Origin of the sequence: Paenibacillus sp. FSL H8-0122 (assembly GCF_038005345.1) — a bacterium.
Lineage (GTDB): Bacteria > Bacillota > Bacilli > Paenibacillales > Paenibacillaceae > Paenibacillus_AQ.
Genome location: NZ_JBBOTB010000001.1, coordinates 6,174,091 through 6,196,705 on the forward strand (window position 1 = coordinate 6,174,091; position 22,615 = coordinate 6,196,705).

A 22,615-nucleotide genomic window follows, 5' to 3' on the forward strand; every position below is an offset into this window, starting at 1 on the left:
TTATTTCGGGTTCCGCAGATCCTTCATAATCCGGCGGCCGGTCGGGGTCTGGGCCAGCCCGCCCCCGGCCGTCTCCCGGTGCTTCTCAGGCATCGCAGAGCCGACCTCCAGCATGACCTTAATCACTTCATCGGACGGAATCACGCTACGGACGCCGGCCAAGGCCATATCCGCCGCCGCCAGTGCCGTAACGGCACCGAAGCCGTTGCGGACAATGCATGGAATCTCCACAAGTCCGCCCACCGGATCACAGATCAGCCCCAGTGTATTTTTGAGCGCAAGACCTACTGCATGTACAGCCTGTGCCGGAGTCCCGCCGCGCATCTCGGTCAAGGCTCCGGCCGCCATGCCGATCGCTGAACCCACCTCGGCCTGACAGCCGCCTTCCGCACCCGATACAAAAGAATTATTAGCAATAACATACCCTATCGCTCCAGCCGCGAACAGACCGGAGACCATATAATCATCGTCCCAGCCGAAGCGCTCCTGACAGCTCAGGAACACCCCGGGAATAATCCCGCAGGAACCGGCAGTCGGTGTGGCAATAATCCGGCCCATGGAGGCATTCACTTCAGAGACGGCAAGGGCATACGCCATCGCCTGGCCTGCCGGTCCCCCGAGACAAGGCTCATCCGCTGCATTATAGGCGGCCACCCGCTGGGCATCCAGGCCTGTCAAGCCGCTGCGTGAGGTGGTATCTTCGGTCATGCCGCGTTGCACCGCTTCCTTCATAACCCCGTAATACTCACGCATGGTGGCAAATTCCTGCTCCTGGGAACGGCCGGATTCGGCACTCTGCTCCTCAAGCATCAGAGCACCGATTCCAAGCTCCCGCTCCCCGCATAGTACAGCCAGCTGGCTGAGTGTTTGAAAATTCATGTTGTGATGTCCTTCCCCTTCTGTGTCTGTTCTTGTGTATTGCCGTTCAAATCGACTACCTTGACGCTGTTCACTGCCGGAAGCGCCCGCAGCTTCTCCAGCAGCTCCGCCGTGGCTGGCTCATCCAGCTCCAGCACCGTCAAGGCCGCCCCGCTGCGGTTCTTCCGGTCGAGTGACATATGTCCGATATTGAACTGGCCCTCCCGCATGACATCCGTAACACTGGCCAGCACACCCAGATAATCCATATGCTGAATCAGCACCGTCGGGTACATGCCGGTCAGCTTCACGCTGAAGCCGTCAATATCTACAATCTCAATATTGCCGCCGCCGATGGAGGTGCCGGTAAGGGTCATCTCCGTCCCGCTCTCCCTGCCTGCAAGGCGCAGACGGACCGTATTGGGATGGGGAAACAGCCCCGTTCCCTGACCGAAGGAGAGGCTCATCCCGGCTTCGGCCGCAAGCTCAATGGAATCCGGCAGCCGGTGGTCGTCCGTGGCGAAGTCAAGCAGACCTCCGGCGATCGCCCGGTCTGTCCCATGTCCCTGATAAGTCGCGGCAAAAGAACCGAAGAACGTAACCTCGGCCTCTCCCGGCAGCTCACCAAGCACCTGCCTTGCGGCCCGCCCGATCCGCGCGGCTCCCGCTGTATGAGAACTGGAAGGCCCGACCATAGCCGGACCTATAATTGAGAATACATCTTTAAATCTCATAGTTCTGGTCTCCCGCTTTTCTGAATTCGGCCATGTACAACGAATGATGTAATGATGTACATCCGTTCATTGTGCAGCACCTATACATTATACTGCGTCCGCCCCAAAGCTACACTATTACATGAATTGTGAGGGAAGTAGAAGGATAATTTATAACGTGAAACCTATACATTCTTATTTTGAGAAAAGCAACAGCCCGTCCCGCTCTTGCCAGCCGATACCGGTCCAGAAGCTGCGGCCAAGGGCATTATCTTCGATCACCATGAGATGGCATTTCGTGATGCCCGCTTCCTGCAGTCCCGCGAGGCAACGCCTCACCAGCTCACGGCCTGCACCACTTCCCCGGCTGCTGCTGTCAACAGCCACATGATACATATAGCCTCTGCGTCCGTCATGCCCGCACATCGCTGTGCCCATAAGGGTACCGTCCTCCTTCACGCATACCTGGCTGATCCCCGGATTCCGCTCCAGATAACGGATAATATGCTCACGTGAGTCGGCTTCACTGAGGCCCATTCCGTCCGTATTCTCCCATAACCGGTAAGCCGCTTCGTAATCTTCCCCTGTCATTGCTCTATATATCATGCATTCTCCCCCAATTCTATGTTTAAGACTCCGCTTCACGCCGCACGCTTTTCTGGGCGCATGCATACCCATATACGGAAGCCATCTACCAAGGGCGCTATCGTCTCCCGGTCCGGTATGGACGCCGCTGATTCCCGCCAGCTTCTCTGCGGAGGAGATCAGTGTCATCGGTACGGAGACTCCGTTCAAGCGTGCGGCACAGCCTTACGAACTGGCAGAAGCCTATGTCTACCTGGCCAGCGATGATGCTTCTTATGTAACAGGCACCTGCATTCATGTTAACGGCGGAGACATGGTTACCAGCTGATCCATGTCCAGGCTTCAGCCGGTCACTCCGGCCTTGTTCATTCCCAACCCGAAAGGATGTATAGCGATGAATCAACACAAGGATTTCAACCTGCCTTCTGTCCGCCTGAATGCGGGCATGTATGCTCTAACCAAGCTGTCGGCCGCCGGATTGACCTTCATCCTGATCTCCCTGTTCATGCTGATCCATGGCTATGAGGACGGAATTCCGTCCGGCTGGCCGGTATCGGTGCCTTATGCCATCTACGCCTACGGCCTACCGGCTGCCATCCTGGCCGATGCGCTGCTGCGCATGTTGCGCTCCACCTCGCTCAGCCCGGCGCTGGCCCTGTACGCCATTGCCGGCTATGGCGCCGGCCTGTGGCTCGCTGCGGAGCAGGGCGGCGACTCCCTTGTCTCCGGCCTTACCGGACTCGCCATCCTGCTGCTGTTCCGCATCGCCCAGATCGCGGGCGAACGCTTCCCGATCCTGCTTCCCTTTTTCGCCCTGTTCATTCCGCTGATCTGTCTGGTTTTGTTCTGACCTGGCGGGTTCAGACGGGGCGGAGAATGGGGCAGGGCTGGGATGGCGGGTAAGGCTGGATACCGGGCTGGATGGGATCAGTATTCGGAAACCGCAAACCCTTCTCACGGCACATTGTGTTCGGTTTTCCGCATACATTGGGACCACACGCCTCCATCAGGCCCAATGTGGTCGGTTTTTCGATTACATTGGGACCACACGCCTCCGTCAGGCCCAATGTGGTCGGTTTTTCGATTATATTGGGACCACACGTCTCCGTCACGCCCAATGTGGTCGGTTTTTCGATTACATTGGGATCACACGCCTCCGTCAGGCCCAATGTGGTCGGTTTTTCGATTACCTTGGGACCACACGCCTCCGTCAGGCCCAATGTGGTCGGTTTTTCGATTACCTTGGGACCACACGCCTCCGTCACGCCCAATGTGGTCGGTTTTTCGACTATATTTGGACCATACGTCTCCGTCACGCCCAATGTGGTCGGTTTTTCGATTATATTGGGTCCGATGACCTCGCGCTCACACATTGCGTTAACTCTTATCGTCCGGTGCATCGAGCTCAATAGGATGCCCTAAGCAAACAATTGGAGAAATGTGTCTTATTTCATCCGTTTCTGCCGATTATAGGCAAGCAGGTGGAAAAACTACAACTAATAAAGTTAGTTTTGCCGCCTGGGGTGAAATGTGCCAAATGAAGTGTCGTTTATCCAACTAACATCCCGCCAGCACTCATCCGCTCATCAGCAGGTGGACGAAATCCACCTATTATCCGCTAAAGCAGATAGCAGACTAACATAGACTTGAGCTCGAAGCAGGGCCGTGCGCCAGAGCGAGCAAGAGCTTGAATTTGTTAAAGGAATGTTGGTTGGAGAAATCGAGCCGGTGCCTACACTTACAGCGCTTCGATAATATCCCCGGCGATCAGGGCGGAAGGGTGGTCCCGCTTCCGGGCGGCGCGCTCTCCAGCCAGCCCGTGCAGATAGACTCCGAACGCTGCGGCCTGATCCGCCTCCAGGCCCTGGGCCAGCAGACCGGAGATGATGCCTGTCAGCACATCCCCCGCACCGCCGGTGCCCATACCGGGATGTCCGGTGATATTGATATAGGCCTGCCCTTCGGGCGTTGCTATTACGGTATGTGCTCCTTTGAGCACAAGGATTACCCCATGCTGAACTGCGTAGGACAATGCTATTCCGATCCGGTCCCGCTGCACCTCCGCTGTAGATATCCCCGCCAGACGGGCCATCTCCCCCGGATGCGGGGTCAGAATAACCGGATGGCGGCGGCTCCAGCTCCGGTAACCGGTATCGGCCAGTATATTCAGCGCATCCGCATCGATAACCATAGGACCGTCCGTCTCCTCCCATAGTCTGCGGAGCCACTCCGTGTCTCCTTCGAACCGGCCCAGGCCGGGGCCGATAGCTATACAATCGCGGCTGGTGCTCAGCCGCAGCACTTCAGCGGCCGTACCCGCATTCCACTCCCCGTCACCTCCGGTGACCGGGGCCAGCATCAGCTCCGGTACAGAACCGATCACATAGGGCAGCAGCTTCTCCGGCAGCGCCCAGGTTACCAGCCCGCAGCCTGCGCGCAGTGCAGCGCGGGCAGACAACAGGCCTGCACCGCTCATGCGCAGGCTTCCTGCTGCAAGCAGGACATGCCCGTAGGTGCCCTTGTGGCCCTCGGGCGAACGGCGGCGCGCCAGGTCGACCTTCAGGCGCGCCGTCAGTACTTCCGGCGTCAGGAGGCTGACCTGGACGCCTCCCTCCCGGGCAAGGGCAGCGGGTATGCCGATGGAGCGGACCACGACCCGCCCGGCGGCCTGCGCGCCGGGATATTGCAGCAGCCCTCGCTTCAGGAACGCGAGGCAGACGGTCACTGACGCATGAATGCAGGGCTCATGCGTCTCCCCCGTGTCCGCATCCAGCCCGCTGGGGATGTCCGCGGACACAATGGCTCTGCCGCTGGCGTTCGCAGCGGCAATCAGCTCCGCATAGGCACCGCGCGGGGCTCCCGCGCTGCCTGTGCCGAGCAGCGCATCCACGATGCCGCTGCATGCGGCAAGATCCAGGGCGTCCCTGCCGTAGACTACGGCAGGAATGCCCATGGCTGCAGCAGCATCACGCTGCAGCGCGGCTTCGCCGGCCAGCGACTCCGGCGCGGCCGCGTACACCAGCGTGACGGCGATGCCGGCCTCACGCAGGTGCCGGGCGGCGGCGAGGCCATCGCCGCCGTTGTTGCCCTTGCCGGCGAGGACGAGCCAATGCTCTCCGCCGGCAGCGGGAAGCGTCAGCGCCGCATCTCCGCTGACGGAGAAGCCCGCAGCGTCAGCGCCGAAGCCTGGCGCCCCGCGCCCGCTTAAAGCGCCCGCGCCGCCACTGCCCGCTCCAGCCACGCCTGCCCCGTTCCACTGCATCATGCTACCCAGCACTCCCGCTTCATTACTCTGCACTCCGCCACCAACTGTGCCGAACCCATCACCCGGTGCACCATTAACGCTCGCTCCCGCTTCAGTCCCAGCCATGCCTGCCCCATTCCACCGTGCTTCGTCACCCAGCACTCCCGCTTCATTACTCCACACTCCGCCTCCAGCCGTACCCGTTCCATTCCACTTCGCTCCGACTCCAACCGCTCCCGCTCCAGCCCCCCACGCCCCGCCACCAGGCACACCAGCTTCACTTGCCCGGCGGCGGCAGAGGGCGATGACCTCCTCGGCAATGGCCCGTCCGGCATTTTCCATCAAGGCGATGGCCGGGATGCCCAGCCGCTCGATCGTGTCGCGGTCGAATGCCCGCATCTCCTCCGCTGTCACCACATCCATTGCTCCAGACCTCCTTTATAGTTGCTTCGATTGTACTAAGTCCCGTATCAGCAAGCAAATAACCCAGGTAGCTCATGGCGGCCAACGAGCGACAAGCCCCTCCAACAGCAAAAAGCCCTCCCGCTACGAAGAGGACCTCTATATTAGTTAGTTAAGGATATACAATGATCCCTTAGTCCTGAGGATCAGATAAGCATACTTGCATCCATAGTTGCATTCCATACACCTAAAAACACGCAAAAGCAAAGCCCTCCTCTTCTAACTGTAGTTTGTACAACTATATCTGCCCGAATGAGGAGAATCCCGGCACAGAGGATGTTTTAAATGTACAGACTGCAACTAAACGGATAATCGGTAAAAAATCAGGCGTTTTAGTTGTACAGAGTGCGATTAAACCTGCCGCTGCCTCTACCTCTGCCTTTTCACCTTCCGCCTCCGCGTATACCACATCAATACCCTACAGTAAACCTGGCTCTGCTGAAATTGCCTTCCTCCAGCTCATCGATGACTGCCACGGCGAAATCCTGGATGCTGATGCTGCTCCGGCCGTCTTCGTCTACAATCAGCCGGTCGAGTCCGATACGGAATTGGCCGGTACGGCGCCCGTCTACCAGAGCGGCAGGCGGACTAAGATACGTATAGTCCAGCTCTGACCCTCTATAGATCTCATACGCGTTGGCATGAGCCGAAGCCAGCGCACGGTAGTCCTCCGGGAATCCGGCGGTGTCCATCAGCCATTCTCCCGATTCCGTCTTGAGGCTGCCTGCTCCGCCGACAATGATCAGACGCTCAAGCCCAGCCGCCCGCAGCCCCTCCAGCAGTGAATCCGCCACCCGCAACAGATCATTCTCATGCCCCGCCGCCGGACCGAACGCACTGATTACCTCTTCATGTCCGCGCACCGCTGCCGTTACTGAAGACGGGTCCAGAAGGTCAGCAGCCGTCACCTGCAGCCGCCCATGCTGAAGGCCGAAGGCTTCCGGTCTGCGTACCGCAGCCGTGACCTCATGTTTTCTTTTTAACGCTTCCTGTACGATGGCACTTCCAACCCTGCCCGATGCTCCAAACACTACAATATCCATTCTACCGCTGCCTCACTTTCCTAATCTGCTATCCTTTAGCATTACTTGAATTCATACGATTTATCGCCGCAGAAACATTCCCTGTGAAGCAGGCATTACCGGCGCGAACCCGTATTTGGCATACAGCTTGGCCGCTTCCCCGTCAGCAATGAGACTGATATATGCCTTCTCCGGCACACTGTCCAGGAACGCGCGGATTTCCCGCATGATGGTTTTTCCGAGACCCTGTCCCTGGAAGGAAGGCTTCACTGCGATATCCGTCACTTGAAAAAAACATCCCCCGTCCCCAATAACCCTGCCCATTCCCACCAGCCGCCCGCATACACCGTCACCGCAAAAGCAGAGTTAGGCAGTCCGGCGGACGCCCCCTCTATGCTCATCGGGCTAAGCCCGGCTTCCTGCCGCAGTGCGAGATAATCCTCTACCGTGGGCAGCTCCTGCCGGATCGCCGGCTGTGCTGAATTTGTCATGCTACTCCTCCTATTTACTGCAATCTGCAAGCATAACCCGCCTGCCATACTGATACCAATATATATGTATTTGTTCAAAATTGAAACGCCCCGCCTCCTCCGGCGTACAATAACTCAAAACACAGCACTTGCACTCTGAGGGCGGGCAGGTTATTCTTACCCCGTGTCCTTGGGTAAACTGTGGATAGACAAGCAACACTACTATTTTGGAAGGTTGGTGAAGTAATTATGTCTCCTACAGGGAAACTGTTTAAATGGGGAACTTTCGCTTATGAGGCTTTTCTGGCGCTGCCGATTATCGGGGGAAGCTTTGTGGTGGCAAATGCCTGGGCACCGCTAGGAATCGCTTTTCTGCTGCATGCGGTAGCCATAATCATTCTGCTGAGAGAGCGTGGTCCGATTATCGGAAATGCAGTGGGCGTGGTCACCTCGGTGGTTGCCCTGATTCCTTTTGTCGGCTGGGTGATGCATGCCATTACTGCTATTATTCTGCTCGTAGAAGGGCTGAGCGGATCACGGCGCAATCCACGTTACTGATAGTCAATCACAAAAGACCTTCGATGGGGTAACCCGTCGAAGGTCTTTCTGTATTATCCTCGTCCCCCTGCACGGGTATCGGTCCGCCGGCTTCCGGTCTCTCCACTACCACGTGAATTTGCTGTGCTGTTCTCGAAACGTTTGCGCTCCGTGCGCTCCATCTGTACGATTTGGCCTTCATGCACTACGATGTGCAAGGAGCCGAATTCCATATCGTCGAGCAGTTCCGTTATCCGCGCAAGCCATACCTCATCCACCTTCAGTGGTTTCGCCATTCGCAAGCCTCCCTTTCCCGGTTAGGGAATAACTCTGCCTAAATTCCGTTATTACCACCTTGTATACTATGAATTAACTTAGCACGGCACCCAATAGCTGTCAATGAGCATTTTTGCGTACAAGCAGGCTTTTTACAACCATCGTCACCAGTGCCAGCAGGAGCAGCAGAGAAGCCACCGCGAAGGATGCCGAGAACTGATATTCGTTGTACAAAATTTCGACATGCAGCGGCAACGTATTCGTCTCCCCGCGAATATGCCCGGACACCACCGAGACGGCCCCGAACTCACCCATGGCCCGTGCATTACAGAGAATAATGCCGTAGAGCAGGCCCCACTTGATATTCGGCAGCGTTACGCGCCAGAAGATCTGCCACCCGTGCGCACCTAGCGTAATCGCAGCCTCCTCCTCCTGTGTACCCTGCTCCTCCATCAGCGGAATCAGCTCGCGGGCTACGAACGGGAACGTGATAAACAGTGTAGCCAGCACGATGCCCGGCAGAGCGAAGACGATTTTGATATCATGGTCGCTTAACCAGGGGCCGAACCAGCCGTGCGAGCCGAACACCAGAATGAAGATCAGCCCGCCAATCACCGGGGATACGGCAAAAGGCAGATCGATCAGCGTCACCAGAAAGCCCTTGCCGCGAAAACGGAACTTGGTCACCGCCCACGCCGCCGTTACCCCAAAGACCGTATTCAGCGGTACCGTTATGGCGGCGACCAGCAGCGTCAGCTTCAGCGCCGAGGCGGCGTCCGGGTCGGTCAATGCGGCCCAGTAGACATCCAGCCCCCGCTTCAGCGACTCCACCAGCACAATGATCAGCGGCAGCGCAATCAGCCAGAGCAGGACCAGTCCGGCCAGGGAGATGAGCACCCATTTCACCGCTCGGGACTCTGTGGTAGAGGGCGATGACGCGCCTGTACGCGGCCCGGGGACATGCAAGGGAACCGTACCGGCCATATTTATTCCTCCTAAAAGTTTTATGAAGCCCTACTTCATCGATTAACTTCGCAATAAAACTCGCTTCGGAAGCTTAAGCTTAAGTTTTGTTAGTATATGCATCCTGAATCCGCTCCAGACAAAACTCGCCTCGGAAGCATACGCTTAAGTTTTATGAAGCATACCCGTTCTCCCTTACCGCGAGCTCCTCCGCGCCCAATGCTGAAGGCTGTTGATGACCAGCAGCATCAGGAAGGAGAGCAGCAGCAGAATCAGGGCCACGGCGGTCGCTCCGGCGTAATCGAACTGCTCCAGCTTGGACATGATCAGCAGCGGGGCGATCTCGGTGCGCATCGGCATATTGCCGGAGATGAAAACGACTGAGCCGTATTCGCCGATGCCCCGGGCGAACGCCAGGGCGAAGCCCGTAAGCAGCGGAGGGAACAGCTCCGGCAGGACAATCCGCAGGAAGGTCCGCCCGCGGCCTGCCCCCAGCGTAGCGGCTGCCTCCTCCATGTCTCTGTCCAGGTCCTCCAGCACCGGCTGTACCGTGCGGACGACAAAGGGAATGCCGATGAACATCAGCGCCAGCGTGATGCCCAGCGGCGTGAAGGCTACCTTAATTCCCAGCGGCGCCAGCAGAGAGCCGATCCAGCCGTTCTGGGAATAGAGAGCGGTCAGCGATACGCCCGCCACGGCTGTAGGGAGCGCGAACGGCAGATCGATCAGGGCGTCGAAGATTCTTTTGCCGGGGAATTCATACCGTACGAGCACCCAGGCCAGCAGCAGTCCCAGACCAACATTGATCAGGGCCGCAGCGCCCGCCGTACCCAGACTGACACGATAGGAGGCCAGGACGCGGGCATCCGTAGCCACATCCCAGAACTTGGCCCAGCTCAGCCCCGTTGAATTGAAGAGCAGCGCGGACAGCGGCAGCAGAACCACAAGACTCAGATACAGCACGCTGAATCCCATCGTAATCCCGAACCCCGGCAGCAGTTTGCGCCGTGACACCGTCCTTACAGCAGCTTTGGTCGTGACATTCATGTGCCCATTCATCCTTTCCTGCCTTCGGCATATGGCCGATCAGCCTCTGGCGGAATTCCGCCTGTCAGTATGGTCTTGCCGCTTCTGCATCATCGTTCACGAACTCCGCCGTCAGCTGCCCGGAACGTAGATTTTGTCGAAAATCCCGCCGTCATTGAAGTGCTTCGCCTGCGTCTCCTTCCAGGTTCCGAATTTATCCGCCAGGGTGAACAGCTTGATTTCCGGGAATTGGTCCTTGAACTGTGCCTTAACGCTATCCAGTGTCGGACGGTAATAGTTCTCGGCAGCAATCTTCTGGCCTTCCTCGGTGTAGAGATATTTCAGATAGGCATCTGCTACCTCGCGCGTTCCTCTTTTATCGACGACCTTATCCACCACAGCAACCGGCGGCTCAGCCAGAATACTCTCTGACGGATTCACAATCTCGAATTTGTCCGGACCCAGCTCCTTGATGGACAGATACGCCTCATTCTCCCAGGCGATCAGTACATCCCCGATGCCGCGTTCCACGAAGGTAGTGGTCGAGCCGCGCGCGCCGGTGTCCAGGACTGGTACATTCTTGAACAGCTTTTGCACGAATTCCTGGGCCTTGGCTTCATCATTGTTATTGTGGTCCAGCGCATAGCCCCAGGCAGCCAGGTAGTTCCAGCGGGCACCGCCGGAGGTCTTGGGGTTAGGGGTGATGACCTCTACGCCCTCCTTCAGCAGATCCGGCCAATCCTTGATGCCTTTCGGGTTGCCTTTGCGGACCAGGAAGACGATGGTGGAGGTATACGGGGAGCTGTTATGCTCATATTTACTCTGCCAGTCCGCGCCAATCAAGCCAGCTTCCTGAAGCGCATCAATGTCATACCCGAGCGCCAGCGTAACGACATCCGCCTCCAGGCCATCCAGCACTGCCCGGCTCTGCTTGCCCGATCCGCCATGTGATTGCTTGACTGTTACCTTCTGGCCGGTCTCCTGCTCCCAGTAGGCGGCGAAGGCCTTGTTGTAGTTCTCATACAGCTCACGCGTTGGATCGTAGGATACATTCAGCAGCTCGACCGGTTCCTTTGACTGTGTCTGGGCAGCTTCCGTTGCGGCCGGAGAATTTGCAGCCGCTTCTGTGGGTGCCGGGGCCGCTGTTCCGGCACCCGCACTGTTCCCTGTATTGCTGTTCCCGCAAGCCGTAAGCCCTGCCGTCAATATCAATGCAACCCCGGCGAGAAGCCCCTTCTTGATCCCTTTTGTCATCTTAGTCCACTCCCCCATAATAGTCTTGTAACAAGTAATAGACGCAGGAAAGCCCGCTTGCGGCAAGTCAAACCGGTCTTAAAGACACGTATCTGCGAGCCTGAAGCAGGCGTTCCTCCGTCTGTACGGTAAGAACTTATTCGATTATTCCTACCCATTTAGTAGGTTATACAGATATAATACTGAACGCTTCCCGCGCTGTCAAACCTTTTTTTCACTTTGAATGAAAGACGGCGACCGCCGGACCCGGGGCAGGAAGTGGCGCCCGTTCCTGTAAGACCCACTTGTTATTGTTGCCTCAAAGTAATATCATTGCTACATCTTATTGAGCGAAAATAGAGCGAATTCATATAAATAGAAACGGCAGCGCAGTTTCTATTATTGCCGCTTACACCGGGGGAAATAATCATGGGAATGGATTTGGAGTATGGCCCCGCGCCGCAGGGACCGCGGCTGCACAGGCGTGTACTCAGAGAACTGGGCAGACGTATCCTGGAAACGTACAGGTACGATACAACCTTATGGAGGACTGCGCTGAGCGGTCCTTGGATTCTATGTATTCTGGCTTTTACTATAGCTGTCATGGGTATCCCTACCGGGCTCGGGAGCGCAGCAGATATCATGCTGGCAGCCGGTGCGGGAACACTTGTTATGGCACTGTCCAGCAATCTGCTGGCTGTGCTGCTCTCCTTAACCGGACTGCGGCTTCCGCATCTGTTCGCAGGCTCTTTACTCAGCACCTATGGGGCTGTACTGCTGATCCTGTATTATTCCGATCTGGAGCTTGGAGCTGCAGCCGTTGTCGCCTGTATCGCAGCCTTGGCCTGCGGGATAGGGGGACTTGCAGCCGGTCTGCTGCGGACCCGGAGAATGTTCACCGGTGGTCTGCTGGCAGCGGCACTCTTCCTCTCCCCCTTCGCACTGGCCTATGGCTATGGGACGGGAAGCAGCCCGGTACCTGTACCCTCGCTTCAGAGTCTGGCGGAGGACGGACAGGTGCTTCCCGTAACGGCGGACGATCCCGCCCAGCCGGGCGTCTATGCGTTCCACACCTTCACCTATGGCAGCGGCAAGGATCTGCAGCGCAAGGCGTATGGCAAGGATGTCCTGCTAGCCTCTGCTTCCGTGGATGCTACCGAATATATCTCTTCCTGGCCCATGCTGCGGACCCTGTTCTGGGGCTTCGATCCCGCTTCCCTCCCGCTGAATGCCAGAGTATGGATGCCGGATGGGGACGGGCCTTATCCGCTGGTGCTCATGGTCCATGGCAACCATATGATGGAGGACTTCTCCGAGGACGGCTATACCTATCTGGGTGAATTACTGGCCAGCCGGGGCTTCATCGCGGTCACCCTGGATGAGAATTTCCTGAATTATTCAGCCTGGTCGGGTATTCCGGACAATGACTTCAAGGCGCGGACCTGGATGATTCTGAAGCATCTGCAGCAGATCGGCAGCTTCGCGGAGCAGCCCGGCACTCCCTTCTATCAGAAGGTAGATTATGACTCTGTTGCGCTGCTCGGCCACAGTCGGGGCGGCCAGGCCGCAGCCATGGCTGCGGATGCATCGCTCTGGTTCAGCAGCGATCCTGTTCTGGACGCTATTCAGCAGTTCCATATTACTTCAGTCATTGCCCTGGCTCCTACAGATAAAATGATCGACAGCAAGCAGGCCCGTCTAACCGATGTGAGCTATCTGACACTCCAGGGCGCCCGTGACGGCGATGTACATGATTTCTACGGGGACCGTCAATATATGCGCTCTTCCTACACCGGCAATACCCCTGGCTTCAAAAGCTCGCTCTATATTGCCGACGCTAATCACAGCCAGTTCAATACGGACTGGGGGCTATATGACCAGACGCTGCCTACCGGCCTGTTCCTGAAGCGCTCCCGGATCATGGACGGGGAGGAGCAGCGGAGAATCGCCAAGGTCTATGTCTCTGCCTTCCTGGAGACCACGCTCCACGGAAGGAGCGAGTACCGGCAATTGTTCCGCGATTACCGCAGCGGCGCCCGGTGGCTGCCGGATACCGCCTACTATAACCGCTTCCAGAGCGGGGCCTATATCACGGTGGCGGACTATGATGAAGACCGCAACCTGGGCGCCGTCCAAGGCGGGACCGTCTCTGCTACAACGGGGCTTCACTGGAGCGAAGAGGCCGCGAAGGACCGCGAACGGAACAACAAGCCCTCTTACGGTATTCTGCTGGAGCGCAGTAGCAGCCCGGATCAGGAGCATACGGATGCCGAAGCCGCTTACAGCATTAGGCTTAGCGACACGCTGACTCAGACGCTTGCGGAATCCCCTGCCGTAGAGGGACTGGCCTTCTCCCTGGCGAACCATAACTCCGATCCTAACCAGGACGGCGATGCTGGGGCGATGCCGGAAACTGAGCTCTCCCCGGATGTGGAGGTGGAGCTGACTGACAGCAACGACACCGCCGCAAGAATCCCCCTGGACGAGGTGATGGATATTCTGCCGCTGCCGCAGACTGAGTTTACGCTTAGTCCGTGGCTGGAGGAGCGGATCAGTGACGGCAAATTCGGCAACCGCTCGGAAGCCGTCTACCAGACGTACAAGCTGCCCTTCGAGCTGTTCCTTGAGGAAGAGCCCGAGCTTGATCCGGACAGTCTGAAGGACATCACCTTTTATCTGCAAGGGACAGAAGACAAGATTATGCTGGACGACATCGGCTTCTATGAACGGGAGGACCCGCTGACAGGAGTGTATTAACCGGACATCATTCTATTTATAAAATAAATAATAACAACAGCCCAAATTGCCCCCTGTCCGCCATACTCCGGCTCACAGGGGGCTTTGCTGTTCCTGCACAGAGATGCTTGTACAGGTTAGTCCAGGGCTACAAGGCAGACAGGTGCCGGCACTTCCAGCTCATTGCCGGTGGGGATCAGCCGTCCGGTCTCACTGTCTATGCGGAAGGAGGCAATATTGCCGCTGTTCTGGTTAGCAGCGAGCAGCATGCCGCCGATCAGAGCGAAGTTACGCGGTGTCCTTCCTCCGGAAGTCACCCAGTCCTCCGCTTCCAGCAGACCCGTAGCCTTATCAATATGGAACAGTGCGATGCTGTCATGCCCACGGTTGGATACGTAGAGATAGCGTCCGCATGGGGAGACATGGATATCGGCAGCCGTATCATCACTTCCGGCGGTATAATGCTCCGGGAGACTGCTGATACTCTGCAGGAGCTTCAGATTGCCCTGAGGCTCATCATTGGCGAACAGGGTAACCGTATTGTTCAGTTCATTAACCAGATAGATCCATTGCCGCGAAGGATGAACCGCCAGATGGCGCGGTCCTGAGCCTGGAGGAAGCTCTACCTCCCGGTGAGTGACCAGCTTCCCGTCCTCCACACGATAGAACACGATCTGGTCGAGACCGAGATCACAGACCAGCACATGATCCCCCGTCTTGTCCGGAATCACGGAATGGGGATGGGGGGCATCCTGACGGTCGCTGCGGATTCCCGAGCCCTCATGCTTCACCTGGGAGGACATCTCCTGTAATGACCCGTCCTCTTTCAGCGGGAACACATTGACATTCCCTCCCGTATAGTTAGACACGGCTATGTAGTCTCCCTTCGGAGCCACCGAGACATAGCAGGGCGCGCCGCCCCCGGTCGCTCTGCTGCCCAGCGGATGCAGCGCTTTGCTGCCGGGATCAATGGCGTAGGCATGAACCTCACCCTCATCCTGCTCACTCACAGCATATAATACCGTCTGCGCCGCATTAACCGCCAGATAGGAAGGGTTCTGGATCCCCCGGGTACCGCCCATAACCCTCATTTCTCCGCTCTCCTTATCCAGCGCACCGAGCAGGATGGCCTCTCTCTCCTCACTGTTGTACGTTCCAATATAGAATAATACTTCATTAGGCTGGTGCATGGCAGCGGCTCCTTTATTGTATAGTATATAAGCTTATATACCCTGTACACCCCTATACTCACTCAGCGGGTGAACCATAAATTCACTATAACATCTTTATGTACCCACTGCGTTATCAGGGTTAAACAGCATAATTTTGGACAGACTGGAATACTAAATAAATGTGTGCCGGCAAAATTTAACACTGGTTTAAACGCTGTGCATAAGGTTAATAGTAACCATCGAAGACAACAAACACAAAAGGAGCTGAGAGTTAATGAGTTTACTATGGATGTTGATTGTTGGTGGCGTAATTGGTTGGCTGGCCGGGTTGATTATGGGTAGAGACATTCCAGGCGGAATTATCGGCAACATTATCGCTGGTATTCTCGGTTCATGGCTCGGCGGCATGCTGCTGGGAAGCTGGGGACCTAAGATCAGCGACTACTATGTCTTCCCTTCACTGATCGGTGCTGTGGTTCTGATCTTTATCGTAAGCCTGATTCTGCGTTCGGTTGGCGGACGTAGCCGTTCTTAAGCTCTATGGCAGCATGCTTTAACGAAGCTGCTGTACTATACTTAGCAAGCAGACCCGCCGGGGTTAGACTCTGGCGGGTTTGCTGTGTGCTTCGGGCATATCCCCCCGCATGAGGCAGGCTGCGCATCATTAATGAAATTCGTTCATTATCTGCTATAATGAAGTAAATAGTGACCGAAATCACAGAGGAGGAACGTGAATTATGGGTAACATCAACCCCTCACTTCTGCATGTGGGCTCCACACTGGGAGCTGTATTCATGGCGCTGATGGTGATTTTTATCCGCATGAAAGCCAGCGCCCGCCCGGTAACCATCCGCAAAATATGGATTCCGCCGCTTGGCATGTCCACCGGCTTCGCCATGTTCGTCATACCGGAAGTGCGCTTCCCCTGGTGGTGGGCGGTAGCGGCTTTCCTGGTCGGCTGGTTTATTTTTGCCTATCCGCTAATCCGCAGTACGCGGTTCGAAGAACGTGAGGGGCTGATCTATGCCCAGCGCTCCAAGAGCTTCGCCTTCATTCTGCTGGGACTGCTGCTGGTCCGCACCCTGCTCCATGAGTTCATCAACCGGTATGTCTCTGTTCCGCAGTCCGGCGGATTATTCTTCATTCTTGCCTTCGGCATGATCCTCCACTGGAGACTGTTCATGTATAAGCACTATACCGGAATGTTGCCTGCCGAGCCGCAGATTCCGCAGCCCCGGGTCTAAGGCGAAGCAGGGATGGATTATATGATTATGTACAAGGGGGTATCCCCGGCAGCCATAGGGATGACTGCCGGGGATACCTTTTCCTTCTGCCTTCCCAATTGCCCATCCGCTGCATATTATAGTTTATAAGAATTCAGACACTCTAACCTCCCATGTGAATTGTGGCCAAATAACGGACGGGTGTAGCGGGCATTTTCGGTGCCATGTCAGGTAACTTGCGATGAGATCAGTTAGAATAGTACCATACTTGTAGAGAGTGGGGACTGGGCAATTGAAAAGTAAATCGAGAAAAGTGGCAATCGTCGGCTCCGGCATGGTCGGCTCAAGCGTTGCCTATTCCATGGTGAATCAAGCCGTATGCGATGAGATCATGATGATCGACCGCACCTACGACCGCGCCATGGCACAAGCGCTTGATCTCTCGCACTGCATGGACTTCACCGGAACACGCACCAAGGTCTATGCCGGCACCGCAAGCGACTGTGCGGGGATGGATGTCGTCATTCTGACGGCAGGCGCCAATCCCAAGCCCGGGCAGACCCGGCTGGATGTACTGGATGCCGCCGCTGTAATTACCCGGGAGATCATCACCGAGATTATGGCGGGCGGCTTCGATGGGATCTTCGTCGTCGCTGCGAACCCTGTAGATATTGTAACGTATATGGTCTGGCAGATCTCCGGCCTGCCGCGGCACCGGGTGATCGGCACCGGCACCTCCATCGACTCTTCCCGGCTGAAGACACTGCTGTCCGAGGTATTCACGATTGATCCGCGCAGCGTCAACGGCTACGCTCTTGGCGAGCACGGGGAGTCGCAGTTCGTGGCCTGGTCCCATGTGACCATCGGCGGCAAGCCGATTCTGCAGATTATGGAGCAGCACCGCGAGCGCTTCAGCAGCCTGGACCTGGAGGATATTGCCCGCAAGACGAAGGATGCAGGCTGGGAGATTTTTACGCGCAAGGGCTCGACTCACTTCGGAATCGGCAGTGCCCTCGCTTATATCACCCGCTCCATTCTGAATGACGAGCACAAAATCATCGCCGTCTCCGCCATCCTGGACGGGGAATACGGACAACGCGGCGTATGCGCCGGAGTCCCGGCCATTATCAGCAGCAGCGGTATTCAGGAATTGCTGGAGCTGAACCTCAGCGATACGGAGATGACTAAATTCACCGACTCCTGCAGGATCATCCGCACAGGGATTGACAGCCTCACGCTGGAGGAGCAGCACTAAGCTTAACAGCACAGCCTATACCGCAAACACCCCTCTGCTTCACACAGTAACCTGTGGGGCAGAGGGGTGTTTGCGGTTATTTTACCTGATATTATTGAAACTTCTCGATCTCGCTGCGCAATTCGCTCATCAGCTGGTTGAGGGATTCGGCTGAGGTGACAACCTGGCCCATCAGATTCCGCTGCTCGGTGGAGGCCTCAGCCACCATCTCGGCGCTCTCGGCAGAATCTCTGGCAATAATCAGCATATCGGAGATGGAGGCTGTAATCTCCTCTGTCCCGGCGGACATCTGCTCATTGACGGCAGAGACGTCCTGAATTTGAACCGATACCTCACGGATGGACGAGCGGATATGGTCGAAGGAGGTGCCTACATTCTGCATTTTACCCATACCGTCTCCGATCTCAGCAATGCTCTTCTCCATAGAGACCTCGGCCGCTCTGGTGGATTCCTGAATCTGACGGATCAGCTCCACAATGTTCACAATGGCACTGTTCGTGCGCTCCGCCAGCTTCTTCACTTCATTCGCCACCACGCCGAACCCGCGCCCATGCTCGCCTGCTCTGGCCGCTTCAATCGACGCATTGAGGGATAACAGCCCCGTCTGATTGGAGATTTCGGAGATTACGTCAACAATCTCGCCAATCTGTTCGGATTGAATGCTCAGATTGCTGATCAGAGCCGAGGTCTCCTCCGCTGCGCCGCTAATTACAGTCATTTGCTTAAGTGTGGATTGAATCTCCACGTATCCGTTCTCGACCTCCGTGCTGACCGTCTCCGCTTGGTCGGACACATTAACAGAGGATTCCGCAATCCGCTGCAGCCCGATCGCCATCTCTTCCGTAGCTCTGGCCGCCTGCTCCGAGCCCTTGAACTGCTCGCCCATTCCCTGGGCGACCTCCTGGACGACCGTCTCAATCTCAGCCGACGTATTCGAGGTCTGATTGGCATACTTCAGCACACTTTCTGCCGAGACAGCAACCTGCGCCACGGTAGCATCGATTTTGCCGACAATGCCGGACAATGATCCGATCATATCATTAATGCTCTGGCTCATCTGGCCGATCTCATCACCCGAGCGCACGGTTACCCGTTCGCTGAGATAGCCGTCCGCTACTTTCTTCATCACCCCGGAGATTGCCACAATCGGCTTCACAATCAGACGGGTCAGATACAAGGCCAAGGCAATGACCGCCAGAATGATGATTACAATGAACAGTGTGGTTATCCGCTGGGCTGAGGTGACTTTAGCGGTAATCTCGCTTTTGGGAACCGTAATCAGCAGCTTCCAGTCTGTGCCCGGGACGGTACGGAAATAGGTAATCACCTGCTTTCCGTCCTCTCCCTTGTAGGCCTCCGAGCCTGCATCCTTGCCGAGAATATGCGCTACGGCCTGCTTCATCTCTGTGGTCTTGGCGTAATCCGCGATATTCTTGCCGATCCGCTCGGTCTCGGAGTAGGCGTAATAATCACCCTTGCCAGAGATCACATATCCGTAGCCGGTATCGCCCACGTGAATGTTTTTGCCCATCTCCATCAGAATGTCCGGTGTCACCGAGAAGGCGATACCGCCGCCAAACTGCTTGTCCTTGTCCACGACCGGAACGAATACCGGGATAATATATTTACTGAGCTGTTCCAGATAAGACATCTCCGCTACCGCCGGAGCAAGACTCTCCTTGGCCTGCAGGAAATATGCCGATTGGCCTACATCCGCCGTAAGCTTAAGGGAATTGGCCAGAATGCCCTGCTTGTTAATGACGCTGTAGCCTTCGGACTGAGTATCGCTCTCTTCGAGTACCTTGACCACCGGAAAAATAGTATCGGGTCTTGCGGTATCGAATTCAGGATGCTGCGCAATCAGCTCCTGGACCGCAGATGTCCGCGTATTCAGCCATTCTACGATCCGTGTGGTGTTCATCTCCAGAATATTCTGGGCCAGCTCCTCGCTGTCGTCTCTGGTTACACCCCCGAAGTACTGCATGAAAAAAATCGTGACGCCAAGCAGAGGTACAATAGCAATTGCCAAAATAACAAGCGAATACTTGCTTTGCAGCGATAATGATTTTCCATTCTTTGCATTCATTTTCAATTTTGACCGTACATTTCCCTCATTCACCGCAAAATCCCCCTAGAAACCCATTCTGGTCTTCCATATGCTGTAAATATGTATATTGATATATCGGCATAAATAGACAAAAAACATAATACATGCAATAAAAATAAGCCTTAAGACCCAAAAATTAGGATCATTAAGGCTTATACTTTTCATAATTATTTCATTATCGCTTCATCTTACACGATTATACCGATTTCGGCGGCTGTAAGGCGCGCATGCTGTTCAGTACAGCGAGTACAGTCACTCCGACATCTGAGAATACGGCCTCCCACATCGTGGCAATTCCGAACGCTCCCAGCAGCAGGAAGACCGCTTTGACTCCCAGCGCAAAAGCAATGTTCTGCCAGACAATGGTCCGCGTCCGTTTGGCGATCCCGATGGCGGAAGCGATTTTGGAAGGCTCATCGGTCATGATTACAATATCCGCAGCCTCAATGGCTGCATCCGAGCCAAGTCCGCCCATGGCAATCCCGACATCCGCTCTGGCCAGCACCGGAGTATCATTAATCCCGTCCCCGACAAAAATGATCTTCTCCTTCGGCCCCTTATCCCGCTCCAGCTGTTCAATCGCCGCGACCTTATCTCCCGGCAGCAGCTCAGCATGAATCTCCTGAATGCCCAGCTGTCTGCCGACAGACTCGGCTACAGGGGCAGCGTCACCAGTCAGCATAACCGTCTTGTGGATTCCCAGTGCATTCAGAGCCTGAATGGCCTTAAGCGAATCGTCCTTCACTTCATCTGCAATGACGAGATAGCCTGCGTAGCGCTTATCTACAGCAATATGAACGATCGTCCCGTACTCCTGCGGGGTTACGCTGGCGATCCCTTCACGCTCCATCAGCCGCGCATTCCCGGCCAGCACTGCCTTCCCCTCCACGGTAACGGCGATGCCGTGGCCGGAAATTTCGTTATAGCCGGTAATGGCTTCACCCGGAATAGCTTCGCCATAGGCTGCACGGATGGATTCCGCAATCGGATGGCTGGAGTGGCTCTCCGCATAAGCCGCTACCCGCAGCAGCTCCTGCTCGGTGAAGCCTTCCGCCGGTACATTGCCGGTTACCGTGAACTGGCCTTTGGTCAAGGTTCCTGTCTTATCGAACACAACGATCTTCACATCATTCAAGGCTTCCAGATAGTTGCTGCCCTTCACCAGAATCCCGTTCTTCGACGCGGCACCGATCCCGCCGAAGAACCCGAGGGGAATCGACACGACAAGCGCACATGGGCAAGAGATAACGAGAAAGACCAGTGCACGGTAGATCCAGTCGGAGAAGGTAGCTCCGCTCAGAACCAGCGGCGGAACCACTGCCAGCAGCAGCGCTGTTATGACTACGACCGGCGTATAGGCACGGGCGAATTTGGTGATGAAATTCTCTGTCTTTGCTTTGTTATTCGTAGCATTCTGGACCAGCTCCAGAATCTGCGAGACTGCGGATTCACCGAAGTCCTTGGTCACTTCAATGGTAATCACGCCATTGCGGTTAATGAATCCGCTGAGTACCTGGCTTCCCGGCTGTGTCGAGCGGGGCACCGATTCTCCGGTCAGCGCCGAGGTATCCATCATCGCACTGCCCTCCAGAATGATCCCGTCCAGCGGAACCTTCTCGCCGGGCTTAACTACGATGCTGTCTCCTACTCTAACCTCTTCGGGGGACACCTTGCGCAGATTACTGCCTTCCTTCAGATAGGCGAACTCCGGCCGGATATCCATCAGCGCTGTAATCGAACGGCGTGAACGGTTCACCGCCATCCCCTGGAACAGCTCCCCTACCTGGTAGAAGAGCATAACCGCAACGCCTTCGGGATATTCGCCGATGGCGAAGGCGCCGATGGTCGCAAGGGCCATCAGGAAGTTCTCATCGAACACCTGGCCCCTTACAATATTCCGGGCAGCGGCGAGGACGACCTCTCCGCCGACAATCAGATAGGCTGCGAGGAAGATCAGCAGCTCGGTGATCCCGCTGACCGGCAGGAACATCCCGGCCGCAGCCAGAATGGCACCGCCGCCCAGACGCATCAGGATGCGGCGCGTATCGCCCTCCCCATGCTCATGGCTGTGTCCGTGGCCATGTGATTCCTCCTGGCTGTGGTTATGCTTAGCAGCATGTGAATGCTGGTGCCCTTCTTCTTGGGAATGCCCTTCTCCGTGGGCATGCTCATGACCGTGCAGTTCGCCGTGGGAATGAACATGTCCCTGTCCTTGAACCGCTACACCGCGTACCTGAGCTGCACCCTCCGCAGACAACGGCTTCTTGACCGCCCGTGAAGCTTGAACTGCACGCGGCTTCACATGCGGCTCCAGCTTGGTTACCGTATGCTCAGCCTGTTCGGCGATTTCATCCGCAGCAGCAGCTGTTGTCTCCAGTGTCATGGTCTTCGTCGCGAAGTTGACGGAGCATGAGGACACGCCTTCGATCTTCTTGACCTTATTCTCGATCTTCATAGCGCAATTCGCGCAGTCCAGCCCATCCAGGACCCACTTGCGCTTCACATTGTCTTCTACCGTACTCAAATGACTCATCTCCCTTGATCGTTCCTATATATGAGTATTTGTTCATATGTTAACTTACACTTATTATATTCCCCTGAATCATACAGTGTCAATGCATTCAGCCCACAGTTTGTGGCAAAAATAAAAATAACAAAAGCTTGTAATTTGCCTGCTGCCGTCATAATATTAACATATGAGCAATCATTCATATGTTAACTGAAAAGGGGTCC

The 22,615-nt window shown here is 56.1% G+C and carries 19 protein-coding genes and 2 pseudogenes; 7 read left to right on the top strand and 14 right to left on the bottom strand.

Features of this window, described 5'->3' with window-relative positions:
* The 3 genes from sdaAA to NSS64_RS26360 all read right to left on the bottom strand — a co-directional run bounded on the left by sdaAA (window position 1) and on the right by NSS64_RS26360 (window position 2,177).
* Window positions 1-879: an L-serine ammonia-lyase, iron-sulfur-dependent, subunit alpha gene (sdaAA, locus tag NSS64_RS26350; RefSeq protein ID WP_036732726.1), complete on the bottom strand. Its 879-nt coding sequence runs from the start codon at window positions 877-879 to the stop codon at window positions 1-3.
* Entirely contained in the window at window positions 876-1,592 is a 717-nt protein-coding gene (gene sdaAB, locus NSS64_RS26355) for an L-serine ammonia-lyase, iron-sulfur-dependent subunit beta (protein ID WP_340945084.1), read from the bottom strand. The genes sdaAA and sdaAB overlap by 4 nt, the downstream gene beginning before the upstream one ends.
* A gap of 174 nt (window positions 1,593-1,766) precedes the next feature.
* Window positions 1,767-2,177 carry a GNAT family N-acetyltransferase gene (locus NSS64_RS26360; protein WP_340945086.1) on the bottom strand — a complete coding sequence of 137 codons (411 nt, stop codon included), beginning with the start codon at window positions 2,175-2,177 and terminating at the stop codon, window positions 1,767-1,769.
* A 103-nt stretch (window positions 2,178-2,280) separates the two neighbouring features.
* On the opposite strand from NSS64_RS26360, the pseudogene NSS64_RS26365 reads away from it, so the two are divergent.
* Together NSS64_RS26365 and NSS64_RS26370 are read left to right on the top strand one after the other, a co-directional pair.
* Window positions 2,281-2,484, top strand: a pseudogene (locus NSS64_RS26365) (SDR family oxidoreductase); the annotation flags it as partial.
* Between the two features lie 66 nt (window positions 2,485-2,550).
* Complete coding sequence (locus tag NSS64_RS26370; protein ID WP_341142074.1) at window positions 2,551-3,006, top strand: hypothetical protein; 456 nt, start codon at window positions 2,551-2,553, stop codon at window positions 3,004-3,006.
* A gap of 10 nt (window positions 3,007-3,016) precedes the next feature.
* On the opposite strand, the gene NSS64_RS26375 is transcribed toward NSS64_RS26370, so the two are convergent.
* The 4 genes and pseudogenes from NSS64_RS26375 to NSS64_RS26390 form a co-directional block, all read right to left on the bottom strand.
* Window positions 3,017-3,529 carry a hypothetical protein gene (locus NSS64_RS26375; protein ID WP_341142075.1) on the bottom strand — a complete coding sequence of 171 codons (513 nt, stop codon included), beginning with the start codon at window positions 3,527-3,529 and terminating at the stop codon, window positions 3,017-3,019.
* Between the two features lie 365 nt (window positions 3,530-3,894).
* A complete protein-coding gene (locus tag NSS64_RS26380; protein ID WP_341142076.1) occupies window positions 3,895-5,823 on the bottom strand; it encodes an NAD(P)H-hydrate dehydratase in 1,929 nt (642 codons plus the stop codon).
* Between the two features lie 449 nt (window positions 5,824-6,272).
* Complete coding sequence (locus NSS64_RS26385) at window positions 6,273-6,905, bottom strand: NAD(P)-dependent oxidoreductase (RefSeq protein WP_341142077.1); 633 nt, start codon at window positions 6,903-6,905, stop codon at window positions 6,273-6,275.
* Window positions 6,906-6,965: 60 nt separating this feature from the next.
* Window positions 6,966-7,375, bottom strand: a pseudogene (locus NSS64_RS26390) (GNAT family N-acetyltransferase).
* A 228-nt stretch (window positions 7,376-7,603) separates the two neighbouring features.
* Here NSS64_RS26390 and NSS64_RS26395 point away from each other — a divergent pair.
* Window positions 7,604-7,912 (top strand): hypothetical protein, encoded by a 309-nt coding sequence (locus NSS64_RS26395; protein WP_036732747.1) that lies wholly within the window; start codon window positions 7,604-7,606, stop codon window positions 7,910-7,912.
* 53 nt (window positions 7,913-7,965) lie between these two features.
* On the opposite strand, the gene NSS64_RS26400 is transcribed toward NSS64_RS26395, so the two are convergent.
* The 4 genes from NSS64_RS26400 to NSS64_RS26415 form a co-directional block, all read right to left on the bottom strand.
* A complete protein-coding gene (locus tag NSS64_RS26400; RefSeq protein ID WP_036732753.1) occupies window positions 7,966-8,187 on the bottom strand; it encodes a YezD family protein in 222 nt (73 codons plus the stop codon).
* 100 nt (window positions 8,188-8,287) lie between these two features.
* A complete protein-coding gene (gene cysW / locus NSS64_RS26405) occupies window positions 8,288-9,151 on the bottom strand; it encodes a sulfate ABC transporter permease subunit CysW (protein ID WP_341142078.1) in 864 nt (287 codons plus the stop codon).
* A 174-nt stretch (window positions 9,152-9,325) separates the two neighbouring features.
* The gene (gene cysT / locus NSS64_RS26410; RefSeq protein WP_341142079.1) at window positions 9,326-10,177 is read right to left on the bottom strand and encodes a sulfate ABC transporter permease subunit CysT; all 852 of its coding nucleotides are present in this window, start codon (window positions 10,175-10,177) and stop codon (window positions 9,326-9,328) included.
* A 111-nt stretch (window positions 10,178-10,288) separates the two neighbouring features.
* Window positions 10,289-11,410, bottom strand: a complete 1,122-nt coding sequence (locus tag NSS64_RS26415) for a sulfate ABC transporter substrate-binding protein (RefSeq protein ID WP_341142080.1) — start codon at window positions 11,408-11,410, stop codon at window positions 10,289-10,291.
* Between the two features lie 408 nt (window positions 11,411-11,818).
* Between NSS64_RS26415 and NSS64_RS26420 the strand changes: the two genes are divergently transcribed.
* Window positions 11,819-14,146 (top strand): poly(ethylene terephthalate) hydrolase family protein, encoded by a 2,328-nt coding sequence (locus tag NSS64_RS26420; protein ID WP_341142081.1) that lies wholly within the window; start codon window positions 11,819-11,821, stop codon window positions 14,144-14,146.
* A gap of 116 nt (window positions 14,147-14,262) precedes the next feature.
* On the opposite strand, the gene NSS64_RS26425 is transcribed toward NSS64_RS26420, so the two are convergent.
* Window positions 14,263-15,315, bottom strand: a complete 1,053-nt coding sequence (locus NSS64_RS26425) for a lactonase family protein (protein ID WP_076083424.1) — start codon at window positions 15,313-15,315, stop codon at window positions 14,263-14,265.
* A 256-nt stretch (window positions 15,316-15,571) separates the two neighbouring features.
* Here NSS64_RS26425 and NSS64_RS26430 point away from each other — a divergent pair, with 256 nt between their 5' ends.
* From NSS64_RS26430 to NSS64_RS26440, 3 genes are all read left to right on the top strand, one after another.
* Window positions 15,572-15,832, top strand: coding sequence for a GlsB/YeaQ/YmgE family stress response membrane protein (locus NSS64_RS26430; RefSeq protein ID WP_036732764.1), 261 nt, complete (start codon window positions 15,572-15,574; stop codon window positions 15,830-15,832).
* Window positions 15,833-16,034: 202 nt separating this feature from the next.
* Window positions 16,035-16,541 carry a CcdC family protein gene (locus tag NSS64_RS26435; protein WP_341142082.1) on the top strand — a complete coding sequence of 169 codons (507 nt, stop codon included), beginning with the start codon at window positions 16,035-16,037 and terminating at the stop codon, window positions 16,539-16,541.
* Window positions 16,542-16,812: 271 nt separating this feature from the next.
* Window positions 16,813-17,775 carry an L-lactate dehydrogenase gene (locus NSS64_RS26440; protein WP_341142083.1) on the top strand — a complete coding sequence of 321 codons (963 nt, stop codon included), beginning with the start codon at window positions 16,813-16,815 and terminating at the stop codon, window positions 17,773-17,775.
* Between the two features lie 91 nt (window positions 17,776-17,866).
* Here NSS64_RS26440 and NSS64_RS26445 read toward each other — a convergent pair whose 3' ends face one another.
* Together NSS64_RS26445 and NSS64_RS26450 are read right to left on the bottom strand one after the other, a co-directional pair.
* Window positions 17,867-19,894, bottom strand: coding sequence for a methyl-accepting chemotaxis protein (locus NSS64_RS26445; protein ID WP_341142084.1), 2,028 nt, complete (start codon window positions 19,892-19,894; stop codon window positions 17,867-17,869).
* 184 nt (window positions 19,895-20,078) lie between these two features.
* The gene (locus tag NSS64_RS26450) at window positions 20,079-22,406 is read right to left on the bottom strand and encodes a heavy metal translocating P-type ATPase (RefSeq protein ID WP_341142085.1); all 2,328 of its coding nucleotides are present in this window, start codon (window positions 22,404-22,406) and stop codon (window positions 20,079-20,081) included.
* Window positions 22,407-22,615 lie beyond the last annotated feature (209 nt).

Bases quoted from the DNA above. Each gene is read 5' to 3' on its own strand.
- NSS64_RS26400 (WP_036732753.1), bottom strand. From the start codon at position 8,187: ATGGCGAAACCACTGAAGGTGGATGAGGTATGGCTTGCGCGGATAACG.
- sdaAB (WP_340945084.1), bottom strand. From the start codon at position 1,592: ATGAGATTTAAAGATGTATTCTCAATTATAGGTCCGGCTATGGTCGGG.
- NSS64_RS26430 (WP_036732764.1), top strand. From the start codon at position 15,572: ATGAGTTTACTATGGATGTTGATTGTTGGTGGCGTAATTGGTTGGCTG.
- NSS64_RS26375 (WP_341142075.1), bottom strand. From the start codon at position 3,529: ATGTGTGAGCGCGAGGTCATCGGACCCAATATAATCGAAAAACCGACC.
- NSS64_RS26420 (WP_341142081.1), top strand. From the start codon at position 11,819: ATGGGAATGGATTTGGAGTATGGCCCCGCGCCGCAGGGACCGCGGCTG.
- cysW (WP_341142078.1), bottom strand. From the start codon at position 9,151: ATGGCCGGTACGGTTCCCTTGCATGTCCCCGGGCCGCGTACAGGCGCG.
- NSS64_RS26370 (WP_341142074.1), top strand. From the start codon at position 2,551: ATGAATCAACACAAGGATTTCAACCTGCCTTCTGTCCGCCTGAATGCG.
- NSS64_RS26435 (WP_341142082.1), top strand. From the start codon at position 16,035: ATGGGTAACATCAACCCCTCACTTCTGCATGTGGGCTCCACACTGGGA.
- NSS64_RS26425 (WP_076083424.1), bottom strand. From the start codon at position 15,315: ATGCACCAGCCTAATGAAGTATTATTCTATATTGGAACGTACAACAGT.
- cysT (WP_341142079.1), bottom strand. From the start codon at position 10,177: ATGAATGTCACGACCAAAGCTGCTGTAAGGACGGTGTCACGGCGCAAA.
- sdaAA (WP_036732726.1), bottom strand. From the start codon at position 879: ATGAATTTTCAAACACTCAGCCAGCTGGCTGTACTATGCGGGGAGCGG.
- NSS64_RS26380 (WP_341142076.1), bottom strand. From the start codon at position 5,823: ATGGATGTGGTGACAGCGGAGGAGATGCGGGCATTCGACCGCGACACG.
- NSS64_RS26415 (WP_341142080.1), bottom strand. From the start codon at position 11,410: ATGACAAAAGGGATCAAGAAGGGGCTTCTCGCCGGGGTTGCATTGATA.
- NSS64_RS26385 (WP_341142077.1), bottom strand. From the start codon at position 6,905: ATGGATATTGTAGTGTTTGGAGCATCGGGCAGGGTTGGAAGTGCCATC.
- NSS64_RS26395 (WP_036732747.1), top strand. From the start codon at position 7,604: ATGTCTCCTACAGGGAAACTGTTTAAATGGGGAACTTTCGCTTATGAG.
- NSS64_RS26360 (WP_340945086.1), bottom strand. From the start codon at position 2,177: ATGATATATAGAGCAATGACAGGGGAAGATTACGAAGCGGCTTACCGG.